Here is a 12,394-nt window from a genome sequence, read left to right on the forward strand (position 1 = left end):
ACTTACACCCACGTCCGGGGGCGGTAACGGTTGGCCCGTTCCACCAGCTCGATCCTCTCCTTGCCGCCGGGCGCCAGCCGGGCCAGCGTGCGGTAGGCGCGCTCCAGCCCGAAGCGCAGACCCCGCTCGTCCAGACCGCTGCCCAGCAGCGTCCGGCCCGCCGCGGCGGATCCGGCGCCCCCGGAGAGTACCCAGTCCAGCGCGCCGCCGAGCACTTCCGCCGACAGCCGCGCGCGCCGCGCCGGGTCCAGACCGTAGGCCTGGAGCGCCTCGACCTGCCCGGCGGCGGCCGCCAGGTCGTCCCCGAACGGTACGTCACCCGGGCCCGGCGTACGACCTCTCAGCCGGGCCCGGACGGCGGCGACCCGGGCGGCCGTGTAGTGGATGGACGACTCCGGCACCGATTCCAGCGTCTGTACGGCGCCCTGCCGGTCGCCGGCCGCGAGCCGCACCCGGGCCAGCCCGAACGCGGCGCTCACGAAGCTCCGGTCGGTCGTCCACACCAGCCGGTAGTACTCGGCCGCGTTGTCCGTCTGGCCCAGCACCTCGGCGCACAGGGCGAGGGCCAGCTTGGGCGCGGCCTCGCCGGGGAAGGCGTCGTAGACCGCGTCGAAGGCCAGGGCGGCGCCCGCGAAGTCGCCGGTGACCAGGGCGGCCACGCCGCGCAGCCACACCACCCGCCAGTCGTCGGGCCGTTCCTCCTCCAGCTCGGCCAGGCCCGTCAGGGCGCCCTGGTGGTCGCCGCTCTCCAGCCGGGCGCGGACCTGCCGCAGCCGGGTCTCCACGGTCCGGGTGGGCGCGGCGGCCAGGGTACTGATCAGCTCGGCCGGGACGGAGGCCGGCAGGCCCGCCAGGAAACCGGCGCCCGGGTCGCCGGGGTCGACCAGCGGCAGGGGCAGTGCCAGGGCGGCCGCCGGGGTGTCCGCGGGCCGCACGAGCGCCGCCGGAGGAAGGGCGGGAGCGGCGGCCCGGCTCCTGCGGTCCCGGCGGGCGCCGAGCCGGGACACCTCCCCGGCCGGCGGCGGGAACAGCTCGGTGTCCGTGACCCTCACCTCGGGTCCGAACAGGGTGGACAGCGCGGGCCGCGGCTGGCCGCTCTGCAGCGCGACCACCTCGCGCAGCACGCCGGTGAGCTGCTCGGCCATCTCCTCGGCGGAGCCGAACCTGCGGTCGGGGTCGGGGTCGGTGGCGCGCACCAGCAGCCGGTAGAAGGACTCGTAGCGGCGGAACACCTCGATGGTGTCCGGGTCGGGGAGGGAATCGGCGTGGACGGTGGTGTAGCCCTGGAAGTCGAAGGTGAGCACCGCCAGGGTGCGGCCCACCGTGTACAGGTCGCTGGCCACCGACGGGCCGGTCTCGGCGACCTCCGGGGCCTGGTAGCCCACCGTGCCGTAGATCGCCGACTCCTCGTCGTCCATCCGGCGGACGGCGCCCATGTCGATCAGCTTGAGCTGGTCCTCGGTCTGGATGGCGTTGTCGACCTTGAAGTCGCAGTACAGCAGGTTCCTGCTGTGCAGGTGGCCGAGCGCCTCCAGGGCCTCGATGCCGTAGGCGCACGCCTGTTCCACCGGCAGCGGGTCGCGGCGGCCGTCGGGGGCCCGGCGGGCGTTGGCGATCTCCTTCAGGGACTTGCCGCCGACGTACTCCATGACGATGTAGCCGTCGAGGGAGCCGGTGCGCTGGTCCAGGTGCTCCACGAAGTTGTAGATCCGCACGATGTTGGCGTGCTCGATCTCGGCGAGGAAGCGCCGCTCGGAGATCGCCGCGGCCATGGCGTCCTGGTCGCCGGTGTCCAGCAGGCCCTTGAGCACCACCCAGCGGTCGGAGACGGCCCGGTCCACGGCGAGGTAGATCCAGCCCAGCCCGCCGTGCGCGAGGCAGCCCGCGACCTCGTACTGGCCGTGCACGATGTCCCCGGCGCGCAGCTTGGGCACGAAGGAGTACGGGTGCCCGCACTTGGTGCAGAAACCTTCCGTGCGGCCCGGCCGGTCGCCGCGTGCCCGGCCCACCGGCGCCCCGCAGTCCGACCGGGAGCAGAACCGCTTGCGCTCGGGCACCTCCGGGCGCTCCAGCACCATCGCGCGCGGGTCGGGCCGCGGCACCTGCGGCACGGACACCAGCCCGGCGCCCAGCCGCCCGCGCGCCGAGGCACCGGAGGCGGAGCCGGAGCTGCGCACCGACACCGAGCGGCCCGTGGACCGTCCCGACACCGAACGGGACAGCCGTCCGGACACCGAGCGGCGCGACCGCGACGACTGCGAGGCCGTCCGCGAGCTGCGCGAACCGGGGCCGTCCGCGGCCCCCTTGGCGACCCCGGTGGCCGGCGAGACCACCATTCCTCCCCCGGAGGGGAGCCCCCCGGAGGGGAGCCCCCCGGCCACCACCGGCGCCAGACCGCAGGTGTCGCAGTACAGCCCGCCGCCGCCCATGTCCTCGTAGGCGCCCTCGCACCCCGGCCGCTGGCAGGTCTGCCCCGGCTGACTCATGACGCGTCCCCCTCGCGGTCCTCGGGCCCGCCCGTGCCGTCGAGCAGTTCGGCCGCCGCCCGCTGGTAGCGCAGCACGGCCTGTTCGGCCACGCGCAGGTCGCAGGGCGCGCTCCACAGCATGCGGCGGGCCGCGTCGTACCGCTCCACCAGCAGCGGGTCCTCGGCCAGGCCGTGCCGCGTGACCTTCGCCTTGTAGGCGTCGAGCCGGCCGCGCAGTTCGGCGCGGACCGCGAGCGGCGCGGTGACCGCGGTCAACGACTCGCGGGCGCGCAGCAGTTCGTCCTCCGCCTTCTCCTCCAGCGCCTCCAGCAGCGGGGAGAGCCGGTGCCACCGGCCCTGCCTGCGGTACTCGACGGCGGTCGCCAGCTGCTCCTGGAGCGCGGTCGGCGGGCCGCCGACCACCGGCACCTCGGTGGCGGCGATCTTCGCCAGCACCTCGACGCGCGCGGTCCGGGCCTCGGCGAGGGTGCGCTCCGCCCGGGAGAGCACGTCCCGCACCCGGACCAGCCGCGCCTCCGCGTCCTGACGTACCGTCAGCACCGCGTCGATCTCCCGGCGCACGTCCTCCAGGGCGCGCGCCGCACGGTCGTACACCGTCGTGTCGGGGCGTCCGCCGCCCGGTGCGGAACTGCCCTCGGCGGGCACCCAGAACGCGAGCGGGTCGGTGACGACGTCCTCGCGCAGCCGGGTCAGCGTGCGGGTGATCCGCTCCAGGTCGTCACCGGCCGGGTGCTCGCCCGGGCGCACCCCGACGGAGTGCGCGAGCTGCCGGGTGCGCTGGAGTTCCGCGGCGAGCAGGTCGATCCGCGCGGGCAGCGCGGACCACACCGCGTCGGCGGCGACGATCACGTCCAGGCTCGTCGCGTACAGCTCGTTCATCCGGTCCACCAGCTCCGGCAGCGTGAACGTCTCGCTGAGCCTGCCGCTCTCGCCGCCGGGGACGGTCACGGACGCGCCGCGCAGCAGTCCGGTCAGCTCCGCCAGGTCCTCGCGGCTGGACCAGCGGCGCCGGGCCCGGATCTCACGGGCACCGCGCAGCGCCGCCGTGTACGCGTCGAAGTACGTCCACAGCAGGGTGATCCGCGCCTCCGTGGCCTGCCAGCGTTCCCGGGTGACACCGGTCAGCCCGGCGCCTTCGAGGAGTCTGCGGCCCGCGTGGTCCTGGAGGGCCAGCAGGGAGGTCTCGATCGCCTCGTGCTCCTGGCCGAGCCGCGCCAGCGCACGGTCCGCCTCGTCCCGGTCCATCACCGGCCCGGCGGGGTCCGTGACGCCCATCGATCACCTCTCGCTCGCTGTCGGTTCCGGTCTTCCGCGGCTCAACTGCCGCGCAGATAGCGTGGCGCGGGCGGCTTCGACGCGGCCGGGTCCCTGCCCAGTGTCGCCGACAGCCACTCGTCGTACGACCGCTGCCAGCCGTTCGCGCGATAGTCCACCAGAACGCGGTTGACCCGGCGTACCAGATCGTCGGCGTCCTTCTTCATCGCCACGCCGTAGTACTCGGTCGTGAACGCCCCGCCCTTGAGTTCGACGGTCGGGTCCTGGGCGGCCTGGCTCGCCGCGAGCGCCCCGTCGGTCACCACCGCGTCCACCTCGCCGAGTTGCAGCCGGACCAGGCAGTCCAGCTGGTTGGGCACGGTGGTGGACAGGTCGGTGGAACCGGGCAGCCGGCCCGCCTTGCGGTCGGCGTCCAGCTTGGCGTACGCGGTCGAACCGGTCGCCGTGCACACCTTCCTGCCCGCCAGCGAGCCGTCGTAGCCGGTGACCGGGGAGGACTTGGGGGCGAGGACCTGCTGGCCGGTGCGGAAGTAGGGCGCGGAGAACGCGACTTGGCGCAGCCGGTCGCAGGTGATCGTCATCGTGCGGACGACCATGTCCACGCGCCCGTCCTGGATCGCCGGGATGCGCAGGCTGGTCGGGATCGCCTTGAACTGCACCGCGTCCCGGTCGCCGAGGATGTCCTCGGCGATCCGGTGCGCGAGGTCGATGTCGAAGCCCTCCAGCCGGGCGCCCTCGGTGTTCGGGTTGCGGTAGCCCCAGCGGTAGCTGTTCTGGTCGACGCCGACGACCAGTTTGCGTTTGGCGCCCGTGCGGGCCTGGATCGCCCGGATCGTCGGGCCGTCCGCGGCGGACGGGGCGAGCGTCCGCTCGTGCGCCTCCGCGTCCACGCAGCCGTCGGCGCGGGCCTGGGTGCCGGTGGCGGTCTGCCGTGCGGCCCGGCCCGGCTCGGCCGTCACCCGCTGCGTGCAGGGCAGCAGCAGGACGAACGCCAGCGCCAGCGCGCACAGTACGGCCATGGTGGCGACTCCGCCCCAGCCCCGCAGCGAGGCCCGCGCACGGTTCGCGTCCATCGCCCTGCCCCCTGTCACCGGTACTCCGAAAGCCTGCGGCCTATGCCGGCCACGGCACCCGCCGCGCCCAGCACCGCGAGGGCGGCGGTGCCCCCCGGCAGCCAGGCCAGCGCGTCCCGTCCGTCACCGGCGGCCCTCCTGAATTCGTTCCGCTCGTGGCCGATGGCCCGCTCCAGGCCGCGGTCGACGCCGTCGAAGCACTCGGCGGTCGCGCCCTCGGCGCCGATCACCTTGTCCAGGGCCTGCTGGTAGTTGCCGTTCTCGTCCTCGGCGCGGGCCGCGGCGTGCCGCCGCTGCCACACGGCCGTGTCGCCCTGGGCGGCCGTGACCGGGGCGGTGCCCGCGTCGTCGTCGGCGAGCCGCGCCGCCTCGGTCAGCGCCTCGCGGAGCACCGCCATGTCCTTGTCGAAGTCGTAGTAGTGGGCGTCGTACGTCCGCCCGGCCACCGTGACGGTGTCCGCGCCGCGCGCCACCAGGCTCAGGTTCTCGTTGCCGCGCGCCTTCAGGGCGGCGATCCGGGCGTCGTGCAGCACGTTGAGCGAGCGGATCCCGTGCTCGTGGGAGCCGTCGAGCCCCGAGCGGGCGACCGCGTGGCCCACCACCAGCCACAGCAGGGCGGCCGTGGTCGCGGCGGTGGCGGCGACCAGGCCGCGGTTGAGGACGCGGTGGGTGCGCCGGTACAGGCGGTGCTGGGCCCAGCCGAGCGCGGCCAGGGCGAGCACGCCGAGCGCGATCGCCGCCCACGGGTACGGTGTCGCGTCGCCGTAGTCGGCCTCCAGCCGGCGGTTCTCCGTGGTGTAGAGCGCCTCGGCCGCCGGGAGCATGTGCTTCTGCATCTTCTCGTCGGCGTACCGCAGATAGGCGCCGCCCACCGGATAACCCTGCCGGTTGTACGTCCGGGCCCGCTCGACGAGGCCCTTGTACTCGGGCAGCAGCCGGTTCAGCCGGGTGACGGTCGCCTCGGCGGCCGAGCCGGGCTCGGCGTTGGCGGCGGCGGTGACGAGTCCGGCGGCGGCCTCCCGGATGTCCCTCTCGTACTGGCCGCGGGCCTTGGCGTTCTCCTGTCCGCCCGCCAGGAACCCGGTGGAGGCGGCGGTGTTGGCGTCGGCCAGCGAGCGGTAGATGCCGGCCGCGCCGAAGCTGAGCGGCTGGCTGCGGCGCAGCACGTCGTCGGCGGCGGCCGAGCGGGTACTGGTCTGCCAGGCGGTGACCGCGCCGAACACGAGGACCAGCAGGGCCAGTACGGCACCGATGATCCGCAGCCGCCCCGGCTCGGTGGTCGCGGCGGCCGCCACCCGCTCGACGCCCTCGGCGAACGCGGTGCGCCGCGCGGACGGGGCGGGCGCCGCGGCGGGCAGGGGGTGCCCCTGGGGCTGGGCGGGGATGCCGGGGAGGCCGGCGGCACCGGCGGGCCCGGCCGGCGGTGGCGGCGCGCTGCTCTTCGGCGGGTGTGTCACTCGACCTCCCCCATGGTCATCCGTTCGCCGCCCAGTATCACCGCCCGCACCGGCATCCGCACCGGCTTCACTGGATCTTGGTCCGGATCGCGCGGGCCCCCGGGGCGCGGGCCGGCGCACGCACCATCCCCCGCGCGGGAAGACGCCGGTGACGGGGCATCGGTTCCCCCGGGGACGGCCGGTGACCGGTTCCGGGGGGAACCGGAACCGGTCAGGGGCCGGGCGTCTCCCAGTGCTTCCGCGCCCTTTCGCCGGCCTCCGCCCCGGCGCCCAGGTGGTCCAGGCCCAGCAGGACCGCGCCCAGCACCGGGCGGGCCGTGACCACGCGGACGTCGGCCTCGGGGGCACGGTCGGCGAGCAGGGCGCGCACGGCGTCGTCCAGCTGCCGGTGACCGGCGGTGAGGACGCTGCCGCCGAGCAGGACCGGGACCGGTTCGCCGAGCAGGTCCAGCCGGGACAGCGCCACCGTGACCATCGCCGTGACCTCCTCGGCGAGCCGGGTGACCAGCGCGCGCGCCACCGGGTCGCCGTCCGCCGCCGTGGCGAACAGCACCGGCGTCAGCTCGTGCCGGCGCTCGGGCGCGATCCGCTCCAGGTGCAGGGCCTCGATCAGCGCGTACATCGTGGGCAGCCCGAAGCGCGCGGGCAGGGTGCGGGCCAGCGCGGTCGGCCCGCCGCGGCCGTCCTCCGCGCGGGCCGCGTGCCACAGCGCCTCCTCGGCCAGCCCCCAGCCGCCGCCCCAGTCCCCGGAGATCCGGCCGACGGCCGGAAAGCGGGCGGTGCGTCCGTCGGGGCGCATGCCCACGCAGTTGATCCCCGCCCCGCACACCACCGCCACCCCGCGCGGCTCGGCGACGCCCGCCCGCAGGACGGCGAAGGTGTCGTTGCGGACCTCCACCGACGCACCCCACGCCCGCGCACGCAGCGCGCCCGCCAGCCGCTCCTCCTCCACCGGGAGGTCGGCGTTGGCCAGGCACGCCGACACATGGGAGACGGAAGCGACCCCCGCCTCGGCGAAGGCGCGCGCGACCGGACCGGCCAGCGCCTCCACCGCCGCCGGCACCCCCACCGCGGGCGGGCGGAAGCCGCCGCCGCGGGCCGTGGCCAGCACCTCGCCGCCGGCGCCGACCACGGCCACGTCGGTCTTGCTGTTGCCCGCGTCGATGGCGAGCACGGTCGGGGTCAGGCCCACGCGAGGTACTCCCGGTTGTGCGCGACCAGCCGGTCGGTGAGGGTGTCGGCGTACGCGTACTGCCCGATCAGGGGGTGTGCCAGCAGCGCGCGGAACACCCGGTCCCGGCCGCCGCGCAGCGCCGCGTCCAGGGCCAGGTCCTCGTACGCCGTCACGTTCGCGATCAGCCCCGAGAACAGCGGGTCGAGCGCCGGGACGGGCAGCGGGACCGGGCCCGCCGGGCCGACCGCGGCCTGCACCTCGATCACCGCGTCGTCGGGCAGGAACGGCAGCGTGCCCCGGTTGAGCGTGTTCACCACCTGGTACGGGCTGCCCCCGCCGCCCAGCAGGGCCGCCGCGAGGTCCACGGCGGCCTCCGAGTAGAACGCGCCGCCGCGCCTGGCGAGCAGCTCCGGTTTCTCGTCCAGGGCCGGGTCGCCGTACATCTCCAGCAGCTCCCTCTCCATGGCGGCCACTTCGGCGGCCCGGGAGGGCTTGGTGCGCAGTTCGCGGACGACCTCGTCGTGGGCGTAGTAGTAGCGCAGGTAGTAGGAGGGGACCACGCCGAGGCGGTCCAGCAGGGGGCGGGGCAGGCGGACGTCGGCGGCGATGGCCTCGCCGTGCTCGGTCAGCAGCCGGGGCAGCACGTCCTCGCCGTCCGGTCCGCCCAGCCGCACCCCGGTCTCCCAGGTGAGGTGGTTCAGTCCCACGTGCGCCAGGTGGATTTCGGCGGGGGCGGTGTCCAGCAGGGCGGCGAACTTGCGCTGGAAGCCGATCGCCACGTTGCACAGGCCGACCGCCCGGTGCCCGGCCCGGAGCAGGGCGCGGGTGACGATGCCGACCGGGTTGGTGAAGTCGATGATCCAGGCGCGCGGGTTGGCCCGGCGGACCCGTTCGGCGATGTCCAGGACGACCGGGACCGTGCGCAGCGCCTTGGCCAGGCCGCCCGCGCCGGTGGTCTCCTGGCCGACGCAGCCGCACTCCAGCGGCCAGGTCTCGTCCCGTTCGCGGGCCGCCTGGCCGCCGACGCGCAGCTGGAGCAGGACGGCGTCGGCGCCGTCGACCCCCGCGTCCAGGTCGGAGGTGGTGACGATCCGGCCGCCGTGGCCCTGCCGGGCGAAGATCCGCCGGGCCAGGCCGCCGACCAGCTCCAGCCGGTCCGCGGCCGGGTCGACCAGGACCAGTTCCTCCACGGGCAGGGTGTCGCGCAGGCGGGCGAAGCCGTCGACGAGTTCGGGGGTGTAGGTCGAGCCGCCGCCGACCACGGTCAGTTTCACAGTCAGATCAACCCTTTGCTCCGGTGGGCGTCACGCCTTCGACGGACGTCCGGGTAGTCGTTCCGGGCGAGGAAAGGAGGGGACAGTTCGGGGTGGAGCGAGAAAGCGGGGGCGCTCAGCGCGCGGTGTCGAAGACCTCGTCGCGGGTGGCGGCCAGCGCGGACTCCAGCGCACCGCGCAGCACGGGGTGCTCGCGGACCTCGGCGACGGCCAGCCGGGGCCGGGCCGCGGCCAGTTCCGCCAGTTCGGCCTGGACGAGCCCCCGCAGCACCTCGCCGCCGGCCGTCAGGGCCGAGCCGCCGAGGACGACGAGTTCGGGGTCGAGGACGGAGACGAGCGAGGCGAGACCGGTGGCCAGCCGGGTGGCGTAGGCCCGGAGCAGGTCCCGGTGGGGGCCGTCGGCGTGGTCGGCGGCGCGGGCCACGAGCCGGGCGGCGGCCTCGGCGTACGGCGCCCGGGGCACGTCGGATATGCCGAGTTCCCGGGCCAGCCCCGGCAGCGCCTGGGCGCCGGCCAGTTCCTGGTAGCCGCCGCTGCCCGCCCGGGTGACCTGGCGGACCAGGGGGGCGCCCGGCACCGGCAGGAAGCCGACCTCGCCGGCGCCGCCGGTCCAGCCGCGGTGCAGCCGGCCGCCCAGGACCAGGGCCGCGCCCAGGCCCTCCTGGTTCCACAGCAGCACGAAGTCCTCGTGGCCGCGGGCCGCGCCGAGCCGCTGTTCGGCCAGGGCGGCGAGGTTGACGTCGTTCTCGTACTCCACCGGCATCGGCAGCTCCGCCGCGAGGTCGGCGAGCAGCGTGGGGGAGTGCCAGCCGGGCAGATGGGCGGCGTAGCGCAGCCGCCCGGTGCCCGGATCGAAGGCGCCGGGGGTGCCGATGACCAGCCGGCGCACATCGGACCGGACGAGCCCGGCGGCCTTCACCGCGCCGTCGAGGGCGTCCGTCACCTGCCGTACGACCGGCTGGGCGGGCCGCCGGCCGGGGGTGGGCAGCTCGTACTCGCCGACCGTGCGGCCGGTGATGTCGGCGACGGCGGCCCGGATGCGCCGCGCGGTGACGTCGAGCCCGGCGGCGTACGCCACGGCCGGATCGATGGCGTACAGCTGGGCGCTGGGCCCCGGGCGGCCCTCGCTGGTGCCGGTGACCCGGACCAGCCCGGCGGCCTCCAGACGGGCCAGCAGCTGGGAGGCGGTGGGCTTGGACAGGCCGGTGAGCCTGCCGATCCGGGTGCGGGACAGCGGTCCGTGTGCCAGCAGCAGGTCCAGCGCGGCGCGGTCGTTCATGGCGCGCAGGACGCGCGGGGTGCCCGGCGTACCGCTGGTTCCTGCCATGGGAGCCCCCTCCTGACCTTCCGCCACCCCGGAGGATTGTTAGGAAAGTTTCCTGTCTGAATGGGAGGACCGTAAGCCGGGGAGGAAGAGGGCGTCAATAGGCGCCGGCGGACAGCGACCGGGGCTCAGCCGTGGGCGAAGGGGCGGTGCCCGGCACAACGATGGGGCATTCCGTGCGCCCCCGCGCCGGAATGCCCCATCCGTTCACTCGAACGAGCGTGCTGAATCCGTTCCGCTATTTCGCCGGGGGTGCCGGCCGCTGGGTGACGATCGGGGAGGCCGCCGCCGACTGCGGCGAGTCCGCGTTGGAGTACGCCGACGGGGCCGCCACCGTCGCCGTCGGGTCCGGGGTGTCCTCGGCGTCCTCGACCGCCGTCGCGCCGCCCACGATCCGGATGCTCGCCGCGTCGAACGCCCGCTTGATCCGCCAGCGCAGCTCCCGCTCCACCGTCACCGACTTGCCCGGCATGGTCTTCGCCGAGACCCGGACCACCATGGAGTCGATCAGCACCGAGTCCAGGCCGAGGACCTCCACCGGGCCCCACAGCAGCTCGTTCCAGGGCTCCTCCCGGCTCATCCGCTCGGCGACCCCGTCCAGCGTGGCCTTGACCCGGTCCAGGTCCTCGCTCGCCCGGACGGTCACGTCGACCCCGGCCGTCGCCCAGCCCTGCGACAGGTTCCCGATCCGCTTGACCTCGCCGTTGCGGACGTACCAGATCTCGCCGTTGTCGCCGCGCAGCTTGGTCACGCGCAGCCCGACCTCGATCACCTCGCCGGTGGCCACGCCCGCGTCGATCACGTCACCGACGCCGTACTGGTCCTCCAGGATCATGAACACGCCGGACAGGAAGTCCGTCACCAGGTTGCGCGCGCCGAAACCGATCGCCACGCCCGCGACACCGGCCGACGCCAGCAGCGGCGCCAGGTTGATCTCGAAGGTGGACAGCACCATCAGCGCGGCCGTGCCGAGGATGAGGAAGCTGGCCACCGAGCGCAGCACCGAGCCGATCGCCGCCGACCGCTGCCGCCGCCGCTCGGCGTTGACCAGCAGCCCGCCCAGCGCGGTGCCGTCCACGGCCTGCGCGGTACGGCCCATCCGGTCGATCAGCTGGGTGATCGCCCGCCGCACCGCCGCCCGCAGGGCCGCCGCCACGACCACGATCAGCAGGATGCGCAGACCCATCGCGAGCCACGTCGACCAGTTCTGCTCGACCCAGCTCGCCGCGTTCGTCGCGCTCTCCTGGGCGTCCTGGAGCGTCGGCACGGCCGGGGTCGTCGACTGCGACGGTGACGGGGACGGGGACGGCGACGCGCCGGCGGCCACGAGGAGGGCGGACAGGGACGACACGGCAGGTACCTCCAGGTGCTGCGCGGTCCGCGCCGGCGGGGGGCAAGGTCACGAAAAGGTCACCGGGCGGACGGAACCACCACACTAACGGGGCAGCGCGGCAGGCCCCCGCCGATCCGGGTGCCGGACGGGCAGGAGAGACACGGCTCACGCGGGCTTGAACAGGCCCTGGGACGGGGGATGAATCAGATGTGGTCGAAAACACTCCCAGCCCGTTACCGGGACATGGTGGCGCTTCCACCAGGCCTGAGGGGAGACTGACTGCAGTTCGTCCCGGCGCGAGCCACGCGCCGCCGACGCCCAAGGAGGCACCCGTGCCGCATGTCCTGGTCCTCAACGCGTCGTACGAGCCGCTCGGCGTCGTACCGCTCCGCCGCGCGCTCGTCCTCGTCCTGGAGAACAAGGCCGTCTCCCTTGAGGAATCCGGCGCCTATATGCACAGCGCCACCGTCACCCTCCCCGCACCCAGCGTGGTCCGGCTCAAACGGTTCGTCCGGGTGCCCTACCGCGGCCCCGTCCCGTTGACCCGCCGTGCGCTCTTCGCGCGCGACGGGGGCCGGTGCATGTACTGCGGTGGCGTCGCAACCAGCGTCGACCACGTCATCCCGCGCAGCCGCGGGGGCAAGCACGTCTGGGACAACGTGGTGGCCTCCTGCCGCCGCTGCAACCACGTCAAGGCCGACCGCCACCTGGTCGAGCTGGGCTGGCGGCTGCGGCACAAGCCGGCCCCGCCGACCGGGCTGGCCTGGCGCATCATCGGCACCGGGCACCGCGACCCGCGCTGGCTGCCGTACTTGCAGCCGTACGGCGCGGACGACGCCCTGGCCCGGATCGACGGGGTGTCCGCCTAGCGTTCCGGATCTGGCGTTCCGGACCGGTGGGACCGCGCTCGGCGGGTGTGCGGGGTCCGCGCGCGGTTCTCCGCGCCCGCTCGGGCGCCGGGCTGCCCGGAGGCCGCCCGCCGCCGAGCCGTCACCC

9 protein-coding genes are annotated in these 12,394 nt (G+C 75.1%); 1 reads left to right on the forward strand and 8 read right to left on the reverse strand.

The window, feature by feature from the left end; translation table 11 throughout:
• Nucleotides 1–2: 2 nt before the first annotated feature.
• The 8 genes from AB0E62_RS06560 to AB0E62_RS06595 all read right to left on the reverse strand — a co-directional run bounded on the left by AB0E62_RS06560 (nt 3) and on the right by AB0E62_RS06595 (nt 11,416).
• Nucleotides 3–2,486 (reverse strand): tetratricopeptide repeat protein, encoded by a 2,484-nt coding sequence (locus AB0E62_RS06560; RefSeq protein ID WP_362188991.1) that lies wholly within the window; start codon nt 2,484–2,486, stop codon nt 3–5.
• Nucleotides 2,483–3,763 (reverse strand): hypothetical protein, encoded by a 1,281-nt coding sequence (locus tag AB0E62_RS06565; protein WP_362188994.1) that lies wholly within the window; start codon nt 3,761–3,763, stop codon nt 2,483–2,485. Before AB0E62_RS06565 ends, AB0E62_RS06560 begins: the two co-directional genes overlap by 4 nt.
• Before the next feature lie 41 nt (nt 3,764–3,804).
• Nucleotides 3,805–4,836, reverse strand: coding sequence for a glutamate ABC transporter substrate-binding protein (locus tag AB0E62_RS06570; RefSeq protein WP_362188997.1), 1,032 nt, complete (start codon nt 4,834–4,836; stop codon nt 3,805–3,807).
• 14 nt (nt 4,837–4,850) lie between these two features.
• Nucleotides 4,851–6,221, reverse strand: a complete 1,371-nt coding sequence (locus tag AB0E62_RS06575) for a hypothetical protein (protein ID WP_362189188.1) — start codon at nt 6,219–6,221, stop codon at nt 4,851–4,853.
• Between the two features lie 283 nt (nt 6,222–6,504).
• Nucleotides 6,505–7,485, reverse strand: a complete 981-nt coding sequence (locus AB0E62_RS06580) for a BadF/BadG/BcrA/BcrD ATPase family protein (RefSeq protein ID WP_362188999.1) — start codon at nt 7,483–7,485, stop codon at nt 6,505–6,507.
• A complete protein-coding gene (locus AB0E62_RS06585) occupies nt 7,476–8,741 on the reverse strand; it encodes a 6-phospho-beta-glucosidase (RefSeq protein WP_362189002.1) in 1,266 nt (421 codons plus the stop codon). The genes AB0E62_RS06580 and AB0E62_RS06585 overlap by 10 nt, the downstream gene beginning before the upstream one ends.
• Before the next feature lie 115 nt (nt 8,742–8,856).
• Complete coding sequence (locus AB0E62_RS06590) at nt 8,857–10,068, reverse strand: ROK family transcriptional regulator (RefSeq protein WP_362189005.1); 1,212 nt, start codon at nt 10,066–10,068, stop codon at nt 8,857–8,859.
• A gap of 235 nt (nt 10,069–10,303) precedes the next feature.
• Nucleotides 10,304–11,416 carry a mechanosensitive ion channel family protein gene (locus tag AB0E62_RS06595; RefSeq protein WP_362189007.1) on the reverse strand — a complete coding sequence of 371 codons (1,113 nt, stop codon included), beginning with the start codon at nt 11,414–11,416 and terminating at the stop codon, nt 10,304–10,306.
• Nucleotides 11,417–11,730: 314 nt separating this feature from the next.
• Between AB0E62_RS06595 and AB0E62_RS06600 the strand changes: the two genes are divergently transcribed.
• Nucleotides 11,731–12,267: an HNH endonuclease gene (locus tag AB0E62_RS06600; RefSeq protein ID WP_030608086.1), complete on the forward strand. Its 537-nt coding sequence runs from the start codon at nt 11,731–11,733 to the stop codon at nt 12,265–12,267.
• Nucleotides 12,268–12,394 lie beyond the last annotated feature (127 nt).

Origin of the sequence: Streptomyces sp. NPDC038707 (genome assembly GCF_040636485.1) — a bacterium.
Classification (GTDB): Bacteria; Actinomycetota; Actinomycetes; order Streptomycetales; family Streptomycetaceae; genus Streptomyces.